Raw genomic sequence first — 17774 nt, 5'->3', positions numbered from 1 at the left:
CCTGTAGACAGGTGCCCCAAGCACTTGCTTGGCGATGACCGATGGGCTGCCTTGCAACCCATGGAAACCATGATAAGGAGAATGACCGGCGGGTCAAGACGCATACCGGACAGTCTGCTCGGCACTGTTCTGGCCGTGCGGGTTTGACGCGGGGTTAAAAGCGCTCGAGTTCCGGGTGCTTGATCGTGCCCGCCCGCACCAGCATCTTGCCGTATTCGGCGCAGCGGTTGAGTGTGGGAATGACCTTGCCGGGGTTGAGCAAGCCCTGCGGGTCGAAGGCGCGTTTGACGGCGAACATCTGCTCGTTTTCTTCAGGACTGAACTGCACGCACATGCTGTTCACCTTTTCAATGCCCACGCCATGCTCGCCGGTCACCGTGCCGCCCATGGCCACGCTGGTTTCGAGGATTTCGGCGCCAAACAGCTCGCAGCGGCGCAGCTGGTCGGCGTCGTTCGCGTCGAACAAGATCAGGGGGTGCAGGTTGCCGTCGCCTGCGTGGAACACGTTCAGGCAGCGCAGCGCATATTTGCTTTCCATCTCTGAGATGGCTTGCAGGATGTCGGCCAAGCGCTTTCGCGGAATGGTCGAGTCCATGCACATGTAGTCGGGGCTGATGCGGCCCGAGGCGGGGAAGGCGTTTTTGCGGCCGCTCCAGAACTTCATGCGCTGGGCTTCGTCGCGGCTCACCGCGATGGCGGTAGCGCCACAGTTGCGCAGCACCGCGCTCATGCGGCCAATTTCTTCTTCCACCTCTTCGGGTGTGCCGTCGCTCTCGCACAAAAGGATAGCGGCTGCACTCAGGTCGTAGCCCGCGTGCACAAAGTCTTCCACGGCAATCGTCATGGGGCCGTCCATCATCTCCAGACCGGCCGGGATGATGCCGGCTGCGATCACGGCCGCCACCGCGTCACCGGCTTTGCGCACGTCGTCAAAACTGGCCATGATGCAGCGCGCCAACTGGGGTTTGGGCACCAGCTTGACGGTGACTTCGGTGGTCACGGCCAGCATGCCTTCGCTGCCCACCAGCACGGCCAGCAGGTCATAACCCGAGGTGTCGAGCGCGTCACTGCCAAACTCGATCGGGTCACCTTCGATGGTGAAGCCCTTCACTTTGAGCACGTTGTGCACCGTCAGACCGTACTTGAGGCAGTGCACGCCCCCCGAGTTTTCGGCCACATTGCCGCCAATCGTGCAGGCAATTTGGCTGGACGGGTCGGGCGCGTAATACAGCCCATGGGGTGCAGCCGCTTCGCTGATGGCCAGGTTGCGCACACCACACTGCACCACGGCCGTGCGGCTGACCGGGTCCACGGTTTTGATCTGGTTGAAACGCGCCATCGACAGCGTCACGCCCAGGCGGTGGGGCATGGCACCACCCGACAAGCCCGTGCCTGCGCCACGTGCCACCACCGGCACTTGCAGGGCGTGACAAGCCTTGAGCACCGCTTGCACTTGCGCCTCGGTCTCTGGCAAAGCCACCACCAAGGGCCGCTCGCGGTAGGCGGTCAGGCCGTCGCACTCGTAAGGCGTGGTGTCTTCGGGCGTGTAGAGGATGGCGTCGGCGGGCAGCACCCGGCCCAAGGCTTGCACCACAGCGCGTTGGCGCTCGGCACGTTCGGTGGCGGTCAGTTGCTGTGTTTCGGCAGGGGAGTGGGCGCTCATGGCATGGAAGACCTGTGTTGAAGGTTCAACTGTACGCCCAAGCCTGACCGCAGTGGATGAATAAACTTTGAGGGACTTGTGAATTTGACCGCTCAGGCCAGTGCTTTTTTCAGCCAGTCGGCGAATGTGGCGCACTCCCACCGCTCCATGGTGCCGGTGCGCCAGCACAGGTAATGGGCGTGTGGGCTGGGCACGCTGCGCTCGAACAAACGCACCAATTGGCCACTTTCCAGCCAAGGCGCACCCAGCTTGGTGCGGATCAGGCCCACCCCCAAGCCTTGGGCCGCGGCGTCGCACATCAGGCCAATGTCGTTGAAGGACGAGCCGTCCATCGGTTCGGGCCAATCGAGGTCATGCGCGGCAAACCAGGTGCGCCAGGGCTCCAGCGGGCTGCGCAGCAGGGCCACGCCTTGCAGGTCTTCAGCGCTGGTAAAGGGCCCGTTTTCGCGCAACCAAGCCGGGGAGGCCAAAGGCGTCACATCGTCTTTGGCCAGGCACACATGCTCCACGTCCGAGTAACGGCCGGTGCCAAAGCGCACGGTCAGGTCCGCATCTTCGGCCACCACATCGAGCAGGGGAATGCTCACTTGCAGGGTGATGTCGATCTCGGGGTAAGCGTCTAAAAAGTGTTTCAGGCGCGGCATCAGCACCGAGCGCGCAAACGTGGGCGTGACCGCCAAGCGCAGCTTGCGTCGGCCAGGCGTGCTGCTGGCACTGGGAAAGCGCTGCAGCGAGATCAGGCCTTCGCGCACATGGGCCAAGTATTCAATGCCCTCTGTGGTGAGTGAGAAGTCGGCCCGGCCAAAGAGCTTGGTGCCAATGATCTGTTCCAGCTGCTTGACCCGGTGGCTCACAGCGCTGGGCGTCACGCACAGTTCTTCGGCCGCCTGGGTCACACTGCGCAGCCGCGCCAAGGCCTCAAAGGTCAAAAGGCACTGGATGGGCGGGATGCGGGATGCGGCCGACATCACTTGAAAATCACGGTTTTGTGGCCGTTGATCAGCACCCGGTGCTCGCTGTGCCATTTCACGGCGCGGGCCAGCACTTGGCTCTCGGTGTCGCGACCGATGGTGGTCAGGTCTTCCACGGTTTTGCTGTGGTCCACGCGGGCCACATCTTGCTCAATGATCGGGCCTTCGTCCAAGTCTGCCGTCACATAGTGGGCGGTCGCCCCGATCAATTTGACGCCCCGGTCGTGGGCTTGGTAGTAGGGCTTGGCGCCCTTGAAGCTGGGCAAAAACGAGTGGTGGATGTTGATGGCCCGGCCAGCGAGTTTGCGGCACAGCTCGTCGCTCAAAATTTGCATGTAACGCGCCAGCACGACCAGCTCGGCCCCCTCGGCCTGAATGATCTCGTATTGTTTGGCCTCAGCCAGCCCTTTGTTGTCTTTGGTGACCGGGATGTGGTGGAAGGGCACGTTGTAACTGGCGGCGAGTTGGTAGAACTCACGGTGGTTGCTCACGATGGCGCGGATGTCCAAAGGCAGCAGGCCACTTTTCCAGCGGAACAGCAGGTCATTGAGGCAATGGCCTTCCTTGCTGACCATGAGCACGGTGCGCATGGGCTGCGCGGTGGCGTGCAGGTCCCATTTCATGCTGAAGGTTTGGGCAAATTCCCCCCATTGCGTCTCCAGCGTGGCGGCATCGGCTTGGTCACAGGCGAACTGCACCCGCATGAAAAACAGACCCGTGTCGTGGTCGTTGTATTGCGCCGCTTCTTCGATGTTGCCCCCCCGTTCCAGCAAAAAACCCGAGACGGCATGCACGATGCCGGTGCGGTCAGGGCAGGAGAGGGTCAGGATGTAAGTCGTGGTCATGGGTGCAAGGAACTGTGGAAACAGCGACTGGGCCATGCAAGAGGCTCGCCAACAGCAGTCGTTCAAGATGCATCTATTGTAAAGATCCCCGTTTTCTGGATCTGCGACCTGTCGCCCTGGGGCTGCAGCCTGTCGGATTGCCTATTAAACTGCCCCCATTCTGAGATACCGAGGAGGAATTGCCGTGGCCCACACCGACCTGAACATGGACAACCAGTGGTTGCCCTTCACCCCCAACCGCACTTTCAAGCAAGACCCGCGGGTGTTTGTGGGGGCTGAGGGCATGCACTTCACCACGCACGAGGGCAAAAAAGTCATCGACGGCATCTCCAGCCTGTGGTGCGTGGGCGCGGGCCACAACCGCAAGCCGATCAACGAAGCCATCAAGAACCAGCTGGACACCCTGGACTACGCCACAGCGTTCCAGGCCAGCAACGACAAGGCCTTCAAAGCGGCCCAAATGATTGCCGAGATGGCGCCAGGCGACTTGAACAAAGTGCTGTTTTGCAACTCGGGTTCGGAGGCGGCTGACACGGCCCTCAAAGTGGCGCTGGCCTACCACCGCGCCCGGGGCGAAGGCCACCGCACGGTGTTCATTGGCCGCGAAAAGGGTTACCACGGCGTCAACTTTGGTGGCATGAGCGTGGGCGGCTTGCCTGCCAACCGCAAGGCGTTTGGTGCGCAGTTGTTGCCGCGGGTGGACCACATGCGCTTCATCCACGACCCGGTGAACCACGCTTACATCCACCACGAAGAGCCCGTGTGGGCGGAAGACCCGCTGCTCGAGCTGGAAAACCGCATCCTGGTGCTGCACGATCCGAGCAACATCGCGGCCGTGATCGTGGAGCCGATTGCGGGCAGTGCAGGCTGGTACATCCCGCCCCAGGGTTATGTGAAGCGCTTGCGCGAGATTTGCGACCAACACGGCATCTTGTTGATTTTTGACGAGGTCATCACCGGTTTTGGCCGTCTGGGCGTGAACTTTGGCGCCGATCACTACGGTGTGGTGCCCGACATGCTGAACTTTGCCAAGGCGGTGACCAACGGCGTGATCCCGCTGGGCGGCGTGATTTGCCGCGACTTCATCTACGACGCGATGATGAACGCCAACTCACCACAGCACGCCATCGAGTTTTTCCATGGCTACACCTACTCCGGCCACCCCGTCGCCTGTGCGGCAGCCATTGCCACGCTCGACTTGATGAAGGAAGAAAACCTGTTTGCCCGCGCCGGGCTCAAGGGCCGGGTGCTGGGCGACGCGATGCACAGTGCCTTGAAGGGCTTGCCCAACGTGGTGGGCATCCGCACGCTGGGCTTGGCCGGCGCGGTGGAGTTGGCCAGCATCCCGGGCACACCGGGTAAGCGGGCTTACGACATTTTCATGGATTGCTTCCACAAGGGGGTGTGGGTCCGCCCTGCGGGCGAAAACATTGTCATTTGTCCGCCCTACATCGTGGAAGACGCGCACATCGACCAGATCGTGCAGACCGTGGCCGACAGCATCCGCCGGCACGCCTGATGGCATGGCGTTGGTGATCACCCCGACCGCCCTTTGGGGCGGTCTTTTTTTGATGCCATGAACTTTCGTCACCTGAACCGCGTGGTCTTGACCTTGCTGGCCGCATGGCTGGCGGTACAGCTTTGCCTGTGGTGGCGCACGCCTATTCCTTGGATGTTGGGCCCTTTGCTGGTGACGGCGGTGGCTTCGGTGATGGGGGCGCCGACGCGAAGCGCCACGCCTTTGCGCAATGCGGGACAGTGGGTGATCGGCGCTGCTTTGGGGCTGTACTTCACGCCGCAAGTGGGCGCACTGGTGGTCAGCTTGTGGTGGGCGATTGCCTTGGCTGTGGTGTGGGCGCTGGCCATGGGGGCTTTGTTCGGAGGCTGGTTGCAACGCCAACACGCCGTCGATTTTGAGCACTTGCCGCCCGGCGCTGGCCGGGCCACGTGTTATTTCTCCAGCGCCATCGGTGGTGCCTCGGAGATGACGCTGTTGGCCGAGCGCCACGGCGCACGCACCGACTTGGTGGCGGCATCGCACAGCGTGCGTTTGGTCATCGTCGTGTTGTCTGTGCCTTTTGCCATGCAGTGGGTGCAAAGTCACTGGGGTCTGGCCGTCGACACCCGCTTGTTGTCTGGTGCTGGGCCCGTGAATGGGTTGGGTTTGCTTGGGCTGGCGCTGGCCACGGCAGCTGGGGCCTTGGTCATGGCCAGTTTCAAACGCGCCAACCCGTGGTTCATGGGCGCTTTGTTGTCCTCGATGGGGCTCACACTGTGTGGCGTTGAATGGTCCACCATCCCCACCTTTTTGTCGAATGCGGCGCAGATGGTGATTGGTGTGAGTTTGGGCGTGCGCTTTCGGCGAGAGTTTGTGCACACCGCACCGCGCTGGCTGTTGTCCGTGGGCTTGGGCACGGTGGGCATGTTGGTGCTGTCGGGGGTCTTTGGGCAGTGTTTGGCGTGGGCCACAGGACTGCAAGCGGCCACCTTGATTTTGGGCACAGCCCCGGGCGGTATCGCCGAGATGGCCATCACGGCCAAGGTCTTGCAGCTGGGCGTGCCTGTGGTCACCGCGTTTCAAGTGTGCCGTCTGGTGGCGGTGTTGATGCTGGTGGGGCCCATGTTTGATTGGTTGGGCCAGCGTCCGAAAGCCGCCTGAAAGATGGCGCTCGGCTCAAACCCGGGGTGTCAGTGCACCACCACCGGCTGTTGGGCCAAGCCGCTGTAGCCTTCGAGCGTGTCTTCCACTTCTTCTTGCGTGGGGGTGTGCTGCTGCCAAGCCTGAATTTGTTGCTGGAACATTTCGGCCCACGAGCCGTCCAGATAAACCTCTTTGCCTGAACGTTTGTCCACAATTTCAAACCCGTGGCGCTCCAGCAAGGGTTTGCTGGTGGCAGGAGCAGGTTCAGCAGGTGCGTTGGCCAACACATGCATCACGGCAAACGTCTCGGATTCGTACAACAGGTTCATGGGCTCATTTTGACTCAAGTTAGGCCTCTCACATGGCGTTGAACGGAACAACTTCAAGGGGGTGGGGTTTTTATCTGGCCGGGGCGAGCCTGGCGGTGATTCAGGCCGCTTGTGCGGGTAAAGGCGGCAAGGCTTCTTGGCCGGTGAGCGTCAGGTCGATGTGGCTGCCATTGACTTGGGTGATTCTGATGCGCACCGGCATCCACGCGTGCTGAGCAGACACCCAGAACTCCACCGTCGCATCGAAACGGTGACGTGGTTGGCACACCCATTTGGCGGTGGGCACAGCCAAACCGTTCAGTTGCAAAGTTTCTGAGGCGCCCAAAGTCAGCAGCCATGGCAAAGCGTCTTTGACCGTGGCGGTTTGAATCTGCACGCGGCTGCCCGGCTCAAATCGTTGGGGGGCACCCGCCATGGCGGCGGCCAGCTGCACGTAAAGGCTGATTTGATCTTGGGCGCCCACTTCCAACAGGGCCATGGGGGCGTTGTTGCTGAACACCACGCGCTGGTTGGCGCGGTCAAAGTGGGCGGCTCGTTCGTTGCGCCAGCTGTCAGAAAAGCGCCTGGGGGCCAGACCCGTTTCGTTGATCTCACCCACGCTGCGCCAATGCCGCGAGCCCACCAAAAACGCTTTCACCGACAGACTCAGGGCGTAAGCGGCGTCGTTGTGTTGCCAACGCAGTTCGCCGTTGGCAAAGTAGTTCAGTCCTTTTTCTTGACCTGACAGTTTGTAGCTGAGCAACACCGAGGGCGGTAAGGCGCCCAGGGGTATTGGGGGCAATGCGGTGTGGGTGGTGTGAACTGATTGAGCGGGCGTTGCAGCTGAAGGCGTGGGCTCAGGGTCGGTGATCGTTTCGGTGCGTGGTGCTTCGGCCGTGGTGGCGGCCGCGGCATGGGCAGAGTCTTGGGCCGTGGTATGGGTTTCGCTTGCTGCCTGAGTGGGTGTTTCACTCATGGATTCATGGTTTGATGCCGAGGGAGACTGCGGCATGGGCACAAGCACCGGTTCAGATGTGACCTTCGGAACCGTCGCGATCCGCGTGCGGGGTTGGGCGGTCGGGGGCACAGGGGGCGAGGTCACGGTCGCAGTTGCAGGCGGTATCCAGCGTGTTTGAAGAGGTGCTACGCGCACCGCATCGTCGGTTGACAGGCGCCAGTCCAGGCTGCCCGTCATGCCCCAAAGCAGCGCCAAGTGCAGCGCCAGCACGGCCACCACCAACCAGCTGAGCACCCGCCGCGAGGGGTGTTCGTGCTGCGGCAACACCAGAGCCTTTGGCGTGATCCATGGGATGGAGCCTGGCCACCGTGTCATGCCAGATCAGTGGCCACGCCAGCCCAGATCGGCCGACAGTTGCTGGGCAAATTGGCGCAAGCGCTGTGCGATGGGCCCATCCCACTCGGTATCGAGCGTGGCAGAGGAGCCCAGTGACACCACGCCCAAGACCAGGTGTCCGTCGGCATCAAACACGGGAGCGCACCAACCGGAGATGCCGGGCAGCAGCACATTGACCACGCGGCCCAAGCCTTGTTGGCGGGTTTCATCGTTCATGGCCTGCAATTGCGCGGGGGTGCTGGGCAAGTCCTTGCGCCCGAGTTTGCGGGCCTGCGCCAACTCTTCTTCGATCATGGGCGCCGCTTTGTCGGCCCCGCCACCGTGGTGGTTGAAGGCTGCAAAGCAGCGGCCCGTGGCCGACGACAAAAGGGGCATCACATCGCCCAAGCGCAGGCTGACCGGCGCAGCCAGCGGCGTTTCTTGCCAGTGCACCAAGGTGGGCCCGCGGTTGCCCCAAACCGCCAGGGCTGTGGTGTGGCCGGTGGCTTCGATCAGGGCGGGCAAACGTTCGCGCGCCAGCTTCACGGCATCGAGCCGAGACAAGGTGGCCAGACCCAAGCGCAAGGTGGCCGGGCCCAATTCATAGCGCGTGCTGGTGCTGTCTTGCACCACCAGGCCCAAGCGTTGAAAACTGACCAGATAACGGTGCGCTTTGGCCGCGCTCATTTGGGCCGCTGCAGCCAAGTCGCGCAACATCAAGGCCCCCGGTGCTTGCGCCAGCACATCCAGCAGGGCGAAACCCACCTCGACCGATTGGATGCCGGCGCGTTCCTTGTCGTGGTCTGCAGCGTTGAGGGCGGTGGTGTCTGTGGGCATGTCGCCTAGAATCTGGTTTCGATTAGTTAAATGAGTTTAACTATGCGTAATTTTTGCGATGCGGCACACTGTAGCGCATGGCGACCTCAAGGGACACATTCCACATGAAATTGGCAAGCTACAAAGACGGCTCTCGCGACGGCCAACTGGTGGTGGTATCGCGCGACCTGAGCACCGCACATTATGCGACCGGCATCGCCGGCAAGCTGCAGCAAGTGCTGGACGACTGGAACTTTCTGGCCCCCCAGCTCGAAGACCTGTACACCACACTCAACCAAGGCAAAGCCCGGCATGCGTTCCCGTTCGATCCGGCGCAATGCATGGCCCCGCTGCCCCGTGCCTACCAGTGGGCCGATGGCTCAGCCTACATCAACCATGTGGAATTGGTCCGTGCGGCACGCAACTCGGAAGTGCCCAGCAGTTTTTACACCGACCCGCTGATGTACCAAGGCGGCAGCGATGATTTCATTGGCCCGTGTGATCCGGTGGTGTGCGCCAGTGAAGCTTATGGCATCGACTTCGAAGCCGAGATCGCCGTCATCACCGGCGATGTGCCCATGCAGACCAGCGCTGACGATGCCATCGAGGGCGTGCGCCTCGTCATGTTGGCCAATGATGTGAGTCTGCGCAACCTGATCCCACACGAACTGGGTAAAGGCTTTGGCTTTTTGCAAAGCAAACCCGCCACGGCCTTCAGCCCCGTGGCCGTGACACCCGATGAGCTGGGCGATGCTTGGCAAAGTGGCCGCGTGCACCTGACGCTGCAGTCCACCTGGAACGGCCGCAAAGTGGGCCTGTGTGAAGCCGGGCCCGAGATGACCTTCCACTTCGGCCAATTGATTGCGCACATTTGCAAAACGCGCAATGTGCGGGCCGGCTCCATCGTGGGCAGCGGCACCGTGAGCAACAAGAGCGTGGAAGTCAATGGCCAACCCGAGTGGCCCAAAGGTTACAGCTGCATCGCCGAAAAGCGGGCGATCGAAACCATCCTGGACGGTAAGCCCTCGACCGAGTTCATGAAGTACGGCGACACGATTCGCATCGAGATGAAGGGCCAAAACGGGGAAAGCTTGTTTGGGGCGATTGAGCAGGAAATCGTGCCATTGACACAAGCGTGAAGCGCTTTTGAAGGGGATTGAACCGTCAAAAAGCCGTTTGCGCTTCACGGCTGAAGCGCAAACGGCCTGGGGTGATGAGGTCGATCAGCCCAACTTCTTCATCAACAACGCATTCACCTGGGCAGGGTTGGCCTTGCCCTTGCTGGCTTTCATGATGGGGCCGACCAGGCCGTTCAGGGCTTTGGCGTTGCCGGCCTTGAACTCTTCGACGTTCTTGGGGTTGGCGGCCAGCACTTCGTCGATGATTTTTTCGAGCTCGCCGGTGTCGTTCATCTGCTTGAGGCCTTTGGCTTCGATGAGGGCGTCGACTTCGCCCTCGCCGTTCCACAGGCCTTCAAACACCTGACGCGCGGCGTTGTTGCTGATGGTGTTGTCGCTGATGCGGCCGATGAGAGCCGCCAGTTGCGCGGCGCTCACTGGGGCTTGCTCGATCGCCATTTCGCTGGTATTTAAGCGGCGCGAGACTTCGCCCATGATCCAGTTGCTGGCCAGTTTGGCTTGGCCGCAGGCCTTGGCGGTGGCTTCGAAATAGGCTGCGACCGCTTTGCTTTGCGTCAGTTGCGTCGCGTCGTATTCGGGCAGGGCGTAGTCTTTGACGAAGCGCTCGGCCATCACGCGGGGCAGCTCGGCCATCTCGCCCTTCACGCGCTCCACCCAGTCGCGGCCGATCACCAACGGTGGCAGGTCAGGGTCGGGGAAGTAGCGGTAGTCGGCCGCGTCTTCCTTGGTGCGCATGGCGCGGGTCTCGCCCGTGTCCGGGTCGAACAGCACGGTGGCTTGCTGGATGGCGATGCCGTCTTCGATCTGGTCGATCTGCCAACGCACTTCGTAGTCGATGGCTTGCTGCATGAACTTGAAGCTGTTCAGGTTCTTGATCTCGCGGCGCGTGCCCAAGGGACCACCGGGTTTGCGCACCGACACGTTGGCGTCGCAGCGGAAGCTGCCTTCTTGCATGTTGCCGTCACAAATGCCGATCCAAGTCACGATTTTGTGCAGCTCTTTGGCGTAGGCCACGGCTTCTTCGCTGCTGCGCATGTCGGGCTGCGTCACGATTTCCAGCAAAGGGGTACCGGCGCGGTTCAGGTCGATGCCGCTTTGCCCAATGAAGTCTTCGTGGAGTGATTTGCCAGCGTCCTCTTCGAGGTGAGCGCGCTCCAGGCGCACGGTTTTGCGCACCGTCTCTTGGCCTTCTTCGAGGAAGAACGACACCTCGCCGCCTTGCACCACCGGGATCTCGAACTGGCTGATCTGGTAGCCCTTGGGCAGGTCGGGGTAGAAGTAGTTTTTGCGCGCAAAGATGCTGCGCTCGGCGATGTGGGCGTTGATGGCCAAACCGAACGCGATGGCGCGTTCGACGGCGCCCATGTTCATCACGGGCAGCGTGCCGGGCAGGGCCATGTCCACCGCGCAGGCTTGTGTGTTGGCTTCGGCACCAAATGCCGTGGGGGCACGGCTGAAAATTTTGCTCTGGGTGGAGAGCTGGGCGTGTGTTTCGAAGCCGATGACGACTTCGTAGCCTTGGACGAATTTGCTCATGGTCTTAAACCCCCGCTGGTTTCTGGAGGTGGAAATCGGTCGCTTGTTGCAGGCGGTGTGCGGCGTTCAACAACTGGGCTTCTTGGAAGTAATTGCCGATCAGCTGCAGGCCCACGGGCATGCTGCCCGCACCAAAGCCAGCAGGCACGCTCATGCCGGGCAGGCCGGCCAGTGAGGCGGGCAGCGTGAAGATGTCGGCCAAGTAGTCGGCCAGCGGGTCGTTCGCGTTGTCGCCAAATTTCCAAGCCACCGACGGGGCCACAGGGCCGGCGATCACGTCGCATGCTTTGAAGGCGTTTTGGAAATCGTCGGCGATCATGCGGCGGATTTTTTGCGCTTGCAGGTAGTAGGCATCGTAGTAGCCGTGGCTCAGCACATAGGCGCCCGTCATGATGCGGCGCTTGACCTCGTTGCCAAAGCCTTCGGCGCGGGTCTTTTTGTACATGTCCACCAGGTCGGTGTAGTCCTTGGCACGGTGGCCGAACTTCACGCCGTCAAAACGGCTCAGGTTGGAGCTGGCTTCGGCCGGAGCAATGATGTAGTAGACCGGGATCGACAACTCGGTGCGCGGCAGGCTGATGGGCACCAGCTTGGCACCCAGTTTTTCATACTCGCGCAAAGCACCATCGACGGCGGCGCGCACATCGGCGGCCAAACCTTCGCCAAAGAACTCTTTGGGAATGCCAATGCGCAGGCCTTCGAGTGAGTGGTTGAGCGATGCCGCAAAGTCTTCGGTGGGCATGTCCAGCGAGGTCGAGTCGCGGTCCAGGTCAGCGCCACACATGGCACTGAGCAACAAGGCGCAGTCTTCGGCGCTGCGGGCCATGGGGCCAGCCTGGTCCAGGCTGGAGGCGTAGGCAATCATGCCGTAGCGGCTGGCGCGGCCATAAGTGGGCTTGATGCCGGTGATGCCGCAAAAGCTGGCCGGCTGGCGGATGGAGCCGCCCGTGTCGGTGCCGGTGGCGGCGGGGGCCAAGCCTGCAGCCACTGCAGCGGCACTGCCGCCAGACGAGCCGCCGGGCACGCGGGCCGTGTCCCAGGGGTTTTGCACCGGGCCATAGGCCGAATTTTCGTTGGCCGAGCCCATGGCGAATTCGTCGCAGTTGAGCTTGCCCAAAGTGACCATGCCCGCCGTGCGCAGGCGCTGCACCACGGTGGCGTCAAAAGGCGAGCGGTAGCCGCTCAGGATTTTGGAGCCCGCGGTGGTGGCGAAATCGCGGGTGACAAACACGTCTTTGTGCGCCACGGGCACGCCTTCCAGCGGTCCGGCGGTGCCATCGGCCAGTTTCGCGTCCGAGGCGCGGGCTTGGGCCAACGTCACTTCGCTGTCGATGTCCAGAAAGGCGTGGTGTGGGTTGCCGCCCATGCGGGCCAAAAAGCGCGTGGCCACTTCGACGGCGCTGACCTCTTTGGTTTGCAAAAGGGTGGTCAGCGCTTTCACGCTGAGGTTGTGCAGATCGCTCATGGCTTACTCGATGACTTTGGGAACCAAAAACAGGCCGTGCTCGACGGCCGGGGCACTGCGCTGGTTCAGATCGCGCTGGTCGGGTTCGTTGGCCAAGTCCGGGCGCAGACGCAGCGTGATGTCCTGGATGGCGGCCACGGGGTGGGCCATGGGGGTGATGCCGGTGGTGTCCACCGCCTGCATGGCTTGCACGATCCCCAAAAAGCCATTGATCTGGGTGAGCATGCGCTCGCTTTCTTCCGGCTGAAGTTCCAGCCGGGCCAAGTTGGCGATCCGGGCAATATCCTGCGGGGTCAGGGACATGGTTTGTAAAGAGTTGTAAAGGGTCGTTTTTACAGCGTCAACGGGGTCTGGTCAGACCTGTTTTGCCAGGGGATCAGGTATTATCCTGTGTTTGGTGCCGCTCGCTCTGCAGTCTTTGAGCCCGCACCAGACATCCCCCTGATTTGATCGCCGTGCCCATCCCCCCAAAGCCAACCGCAGGTCTGGGGTGGCGCGTCAAAGGACTCTTGAATGTTTTCCTCTTTCCGCCGTTATTTTTCCAGCGACCTGGCCATTGACTTGGGCACGGCCAACACCCTGATTTTTGTGCGTGACAAGGGCATCGTGTTGGACGAGCCTTCTGTGGTGGCCATTCGCCATGAGGGTGGCCCCCAAGGCAAAAAAACTTTGCAAGCTGTGGGCCACGAGGCCAAGGCCATGCTGGGCAAGGTGCCTGGCAACATCGAAGCCATCCGCCCCATGAAGGACGGCGTGATCGCCGACTTCACCGTGACCGAGCAGATGCTCAAGCAGTTCATCCGCATGGTGCACCCCCGCAGCACCTTCCGTCCCAGCCCCCGCATCATCATTTGTGTGCCCTGCGGTTCGACGCAAGTGGAGCGCCGCGCCATCCGTGAGTCGGCCTTGGGCGCTGGCGCTTCCGAGGTGTATTTGATCGAGGAACCCATGGCTGCAGCGATTGGTGCTGGCTTGCCGGTGTCGGCGGCTTCGGGCTCCATGGTGGTGGACATCGGTGGTGGCACCACCGAGGTTGGCGTGATCTCCCTGGGCGGCATGGTCTACAAAGGCAGTGTGCGTGTGGGGGGCGACAAATTCGACGAAGCCATCATCAGCTACATCCGCCGCAACTACGGCATGCTGATTGGCGAGCCCACTGCCGAATCGATCAAGAAAAGCATTGGCTCGGCCTTTCCCGGCAGCGAAGTCAAGGAAATTGAAGTCAAAGGCCGCAACCTGTCCGAAGGCGTGCCCCGCAGCTTCACGATCAGCTCCAATGAAATCCTCGAAGCCCTGACCGACCCACTCAACCAGATTGTCTCAGCGGTTAAAACTGCGCTGGAGCATACCCCCCCAGAGCTGGGTGCAGACATTGCCGAGCGCGGCATGATGCTCACCGGTGGCGGCGCACTGCTGCGCGATCTGGACCGTTTGCTGGCCGAGGAGACCGGTTTGCCTGTCCTGGTGGCTGAAGACCCGCTGACTTGCGTGGCGCGCGGTTGCGGCATGGCGCTCGAGCGCATGGACCAGCTGGGCAGCATTTTCACCAGCGAATAAGCCCGGTCATATCCGGCGCAACCCCCTCATGGCTCTGGATACCCTGGAACGCAGTGCCCCGCCGATTTTTCGGCAGGGTCTGTCTGCGTCTGCCAAGTTGGTGTTGCTGGCCCTGTTGTCCATTTTGCTGATGGCCTCTGACCACCGTTTCCAGATTTCACAGCCTTTGCGATCGGGCATCGCCGTGGTGCTGGCCCCTCTGCAGTGGTTGTCGCTGCAACCTGTGCGCGCTGTTCGTGGTTTGGGTGCTTATTTCAGTGATTTGGAAAAAGCCCAAGACGCTGCGCAAGACTTCCAAGTCCGCACCATTGCCCAAGCCCAAAGGCTGCAGCAGGTAGAGCAATTGGCCCAAGAAAACGCCCAACTGCGTGACCTCTTGGCCTTGCGTGCGCAGTTTGCTGGCCCGACCAAGGCGGTGGAGGTCTTGTATGACACGACGGACCCGTACACCGACCGCTTGGTGGTGGACCGGGGTTTGTTGGCGGGCTTGGTGCAAGGCGCCGCCGTGATCGACGTGGGCGGCGTTGTTGGGCAAGTGACCCGGGTCTACCCCTTGGTCAGCGAAGTGACTTTGCTGACCGACCGGAGCCAGACCATTCCTGTTTTGAATGCACGAACCGGCACGCGCCATGTCGCCATCGGCGACCCCAACACCCTTGGCGGTGCATTGGAGTTGAAATTTGTGCCCTCGGGCACGGACATCAAAGCCGGTGATTTGCTCACCACCAGCGGCATCGATGGGGTGTATCCCCCGGGCTTGCATGTTGGCGTGGTGAGCCACATGGATCGCCGGGTCGACACGTCATTTGCCCGCGTTCAGGCCACCCCCACCGCCAAACCACGCGGCCGACATTTGCTGGTGCTCATGCCGGTCAAGGATTGGCCCACCGTGCCCGAGGTGCCGGTGGAGCCCAAGCGCAAGGGCAAGGGCAAAGGCCAGACTTCTGCCGCAGGAGCTGCGCCATGATCATGCCCGCAGGCCGTCCACTGTTGCTTCCGGCCAACCCACGTTTCATTGCGTTCACCCTGATCCTGGGCTTGTTGCTGAACATGCTGCTGGGTTTGACGGGATGGCATTGGTTGCCCGATGTGATGGCCATCGTGGTGGTGTTTTGGAATGTGTACCAGCCGCGTCGGGTGGGCGTGGTGTTGGCTTTTGTTTTGGGCTTGGCGCTGGACGTCCATGAGTCGGCCTTGCTGGGACAAAACGCGTTGTCTTACGTGGTGCTCAGCAGCATCGCCTTGGCGGTTCAGCGGCGATTGCTGTGGTTCCCGCTGCGCGAGCAAGCCCTGCAAATCGTGCCCTTGTTTGTGGTGGCCGCTCTGTTGGAGTGGGCCACGCGCTTGATCGTGCACGATGCTTGGCCGCATTGGAGCCAGTTGTTCGCGCCTTTCATGCAGGCTGTTTTGTGGCCCTTGGTGGGGACTTTGCTGCTCGCACCCCAGCGACGCGCTTTTGACCCCGACAACATTCGGCCGCTTTGAGCATGTCGACGTGGCTGCCTTCCCTTGCCGAGTTGCGCGACAGCCAGGCCGAACTGCAACGGTTTCGCGAGCGAGTGGCCGTCATGCAGATCGTGGTGCTGGTGTGCTTTTTGCTGCTGCTTGCACGCTTGTCGTATCTGCAAATCGTGCGGCACGATGACTTGCTGGAGCAGGCTGAAAACAACCGCACAGCGGTGATCCCCACCGTGCCCCCGCGCGGCACCATCCTCGACCGCAATGGGGTGGTATTGGCCAGCAATTATTCGGCCTATACGCTCGAGATCACGCCCTCGCGCGTCAACGACCTGGAAGCCACCATCGATGCGTTGGCCGAGGTGGTAGAGATCCAGGGCAAAGACCGACGCCGTTTCAAGCGATTGCGTGAAGACTCGCGCAGCTTTGACTCCTTGCCCATCCGCACCCGTTTGAGCGATGAGGAGGTGGCGCGTTTCAGTGCGCAGCGCTACCGCTTTCCGGGTGTCGAGGTCAAAGCGCGTTTGTTTCGCCAATACCCCTACGGTGATTTGGCCAGCCACGTGGTGGGGTACATCGGCCGCATCAATGCCAAAGAAAAAGAACGTTTGGAAGAAGAGGATGACACGGGCAACTACCGCGGCACCGAATACATCGGCAAGTTGGGGGTCGAGCAGCGTTACGAGCGGGAACTGCATGGCATCACGGGGGTGAACAGGGTGGAGACTTCGGCGGGCGGGCGGGCCACGCGCAGCCTGTCCAGCGACTTGGCCACGCCGGGGCAAAACGTTGTGCTGTCCATCGACATCCAGTTGCAGAAAATGGTGGAAGACCTGTTTGGCACTCGCCGAGGGGCCCTCGTGGCTTTGGATCCGAACACCGGGGAGGTGCTGGCCTTTGTCAGCAAACCCACGTTCGATCCCAATTTGTTTGTGGACGGCATCGACGTTGAGAACTGGCAAATGCTCAACGAGTCCATTGACAAACCCTTGCTGAACCGGGCATTGCGTGGCACTTACCCGCCGGGCTCGACCTACAAGCCCTTCATGGCTCTGGCCGCTTTGTCGATGGGCAAGCGCAGTGCCGGCACGGTCATCAACGACGCTGGCTCTTGGACCTATGGCGGCCACACCTTCCGCAGCCACGGCGACAGCGGCCTGGGGCCCGTGGACATGGTCCGGTCCATCGTCTTGTCCAGCAACGTCTATTACTACTCGCTTGCCAACGAGATGGGGGTGGACGCCATCCACGACTTCATGAAGCCCTTGGGTTTTGGCCAGATCACGGGCATTGATTTGCCGGGTGAAGTGCGCGGCATCTTGCCCAGCACGGAATGGAAGCGCAACTATTTCAAAAAACCCGAGCAAAAGAAATGGTTCAGCGGTGAGACCATCTCTTTGGGCATCGGTCAGGGCTACAACACCTTCACCATGCTCCAGCTGGCTTCTGCCACCGCCACACTGGCCAATGGCGGGGTGCAGTTCAAGCCGCGGGTGGTCACGGCCACACAAGACGCCTTGACCCATGCGCAAACACCCGTCCCGACCGCAGCGCCCCTGGACTTGGGTTTCAAGCCCGAGCATCTGGACGTGGTTCGCAATGGTTTGGTGGGCGTGGTCACCTCCGGCACCTCGGCCCGTGTGTTTGCTGGCGCGGCTTACACCAGCGCCGGCAAAACGGGCACAGCCCAAGCGGTGACGATTGGCCAAAAGGACAAATACAACGCGGCCAACATGTCGGAGTACCAGCGTGACCATGCCCTGTACATGGCCTATGCGCCGGCCGAAAAGCCCCAAATCGCCGTGGCGGTGGTGGTGGAAAACGCGGGTTTCGGTGCGGCTTCAGCCGCTCCCATTGCACGGCGTGTGTTTGACTACTGGTTACTGGGTCAATACCCCAGCCAAGAAGACATGCTCGCCACCCAAAAAGGCCAGACCGCCAGCCCGGTGGGCAAACCCCGAAGCAAACAAGACGTGCCGATTCAAGCGCGATAAGGCGCTGCTGAACCACCTGGGTTTGGCCATGAGGGGGCCTGTCCGCAG

General features: G+C 61.6%; 16 protein-coding genes. 7 read left to right on the top strand and 9 right to left on the bottom strand.

Annotated elements, in window-relative coordinates; genetic code table 11:
- Window positions 1–154 precede the first annotated feature (154 nt).
- From ACHEXK_RS13795 to purU, 3 genes are all read right to left on the bottom strand, one after another.
- The gene (locus ACHEXK_RS13795; RefSeq protein ID WP_416546872.1) at window positions 155–1663 is read right to left on the bottom strand and encodes an FAD-linked oxidase C-terminal domain-containing protein; all 1509 of its coding nucleotides are present in this window, start codon (window positions 1661–1663) and stop codon (window positions 155–157) included.
- 92 nt (window positions 1664–1755) lie between these two features.
- Window positions 1756–2631: a LysR substrate-binding domain-containing protein gene (locus tag ACHEXK_RS13790; RefSeq protein ID WP_416546871.1), complete on the bottom strand. Its 876-nt coding sequence runs from the start codon at window positions 2629–2631 to the stop codon at window positions 1756–1758.
- Entirely contained in the window at window positions 2631–3479 is an 849-nt protein-coding gene (gene purU / locus ACHEXK_RS13785; protein ID WP_416546870.1) for a formyltetrahydrofolate deformylase, read from the bottom strand. The genes ACHEXK_RS13790 and purU overlap by 1 nt, the downstream gene beginning before the upstream one ends.
- Window positions 3480–3663: 184 nt before the next feature.
- Between purU and ACHEXK_RS13780 the strand changes: the two genes are divergently transcribed.
- Window positions 3664–4998, top strand: coding sequence for an aminotransferase class III-fold pyridoxal phosphate-dependent enzyme (locus ACHEXK_RS13780; protein WP_416546869.1), 1335 nt, complete (start codon window positions 3664–3666; stop codon window positions 4996–4998).
- Between the two features lie 57 nt (window positions 4999–5055).
- On the top strand, window positions 5056–6138 hold the full coding sequence (locus ACHEXK_RS13775) for an AbrB family transcriptional regulator (RefSeq protein WP_416546868.1): 1083 nt from the start codon (window positions 5056–5058) through the stop codon (window positions 6136–6138).
- 29 nt (window positions 6139–6167) lie between these two features.
- Here ACHEXK_RS13775 and ACHEXK_RS13770 read toward each other — a convergent pair whose 3' ends face one another.
- The 3 genes from ACHEXK_RS13770 to ACHEXK_RS13760 form a co-directional block, all read right to left on the bottom strand.
- Window positions 6168–6449, bottom strand: coding sequence for a DUF3567 domain-containing protein (locus tag ACHEXK_RS13770; protein ID WP_416546867.1), 282 nt, complete (start codon window positions 6447–6449; stop codon window positions 6168–6170).
- A gap of 100 nt (window positions 6450–6549) precedes the next feature.
- Window positions 6550–7761: a DUF3108 domain-containing protein gene (locus tag ACHEXK_RS13765; RefSeq protein ID WP_416546866.1), complete on the bottom strand. Its 1212-nt coding sequence runs from the start codon at window positions 7759–7761 to the stop codon at window positions 6550–6552.
- Window positions 7762–7767: 6 nt separating this feature from the next.
- Window positions 7768–8598, bottom strand: coding sequence for an IclR family transcriptional regulator (locus ACHEXK_RS13760; protein WP_416546865.1), 831 nt, complete (start codon window positions 8596–8598; stop codon window positions 7768–7770).
- Between the two features lie 104 nt (window positions 8599–8702).
- Here ACHEXK_RS13760 and ACHEXK_RS13755 point away from each other — a divergent pair, with 104 nt between their 5' ends.
- Window positions 8703–9716: a fumarylacetoacetate hydrolase family protein gene (locus ACHEXK_RS13755; RefSeq protein WP_416546864.1), complete on the top strand. Its 1014-nt coding sequence runs from the start codon at window positions 8703–8705 to the stop codon at window positions 9714–9716.
- An 84-nt stretch (window positions 9717–9800) separates the two neighbouring features.
- Here the strand turns inward: ACHEXK_RS13755 and gatB are convergent, their stop codons facing one another.
- The 3 genes from gatB to gatC are packed head-to-tail and all read right to left on the bottom strand — an operon-like array spanning window position 9801 to window position 13020.
- Entirely contained in the window at window positions 9801–11252 is a 1452-nt protein-coding gene (gene gatB / locus ACHEXK_RS13750) for an Asp-tRNA(Asn)/Glu-tRNA(Gln) amidotransferase subunit GatB (protein WP_416546863.1), read from the bottom strand.
- A gap of 4 nt (window positions 11253–11256) precedes the next feature.
- Entirely contained in the window at window positions 11257–12717 is a 1461-nt protein-coding gene (gatA, locus tag ACHEXK_RS13745; protein ID WP_416546862.1) for an Asp-tRNA(Asn)/Glu-tRNA(Gln) amidotransferase subunit GatA, read from the bottom strand.
- A gap of 3 nt (window positions 12718–12720) precedes the next feature.
- Window positions 12721–13020 (bottom strand): Asp-tRNA(Asn)/Glu-tRNA(Gln) amidotransferase subunit GatC, encoded by a 300-nt coding sequence (gene gatC, locus ACHEXK_RS13740; RefSeq protein ID WP_416546861.1) that lies wholly within the window; start codon window positions 13018–13020, stop codon window positions 12721–12723.
- 210 nt (window positions 13021–13230) lie between these two features.
- On the opposite strand from gatC, the gene ACHEXK_RS13735 reads away from it, so the two are divergent.
- The 4 genes from ACHEXK_RS13735 to mrdA are packed head-to-tail and all read left to right on the top strand — an operon-like array spanning window position 13231 to window position 17726.
- Window positions 13231–14274, top strand: a complete 1044-nt coding sequence (locus tag ACHEXK_RS13735) for a rod shape-determining protein (protein WP_416546860.1) — start codon at window positions 13231–13233, stop codon at window positions 14272–14274.
- Between the two features lie 28 nt (window positions 14275–14302).
- The gene (mreC, locus tag ACHEXK_RS13730) at window positions 14303–15241 is read left to right on the top strand and encodes a rod shape-determining protein MreC (protein WP_416546859.1); all 939 of its coding nucleotides are present in this window, start codon (window positions 14303–14305) and stop codon (window positions 15239–15241) included.
- Complete coding sequence (gene mreD / locus ACHEXK_RS13725; RefSeq protein ID WP_416546858.1) at window positions 15238–15759, top strand: rod shape-determining protein MreD; 522 nt, start codon at window positions 15238–15240, stop codon at window positions 15757–15759. The genes mreC and mreD overlap by 4 nt, the downstream gene beginning before the upstream one ends.
- Window positions 15760–15761: 2 nt before the next feature.
- Window positions 15762–17726 carry a penicillin-binding protein 2 gene (gene mrdA, locus ACHEXK_RS13720; protein WP_416546857.1) on the top strand — a complete coding sequence of 655 codons (1965 nt, stop codon included), beginning with the start codon at window positions 15762–15764 and terminating at the stop codon, window positions 17724–17726.
- Window positions 17727–17774: the final 48 nt, after the last annotated feature.

Origin of the sequence: Limnohabitans sp. DCL3, from assembly GCF_048019295.1 — a bacterium.
Lineage (GTDB): Bacteria > Pseudomonadota > Gammaproteobacteria > Burkholderiales > Burkholderiaceae_C > Limnohabitans_A.
This window is presented reverse-complemented; position numbering and strand designations above follow the sequence as displayed.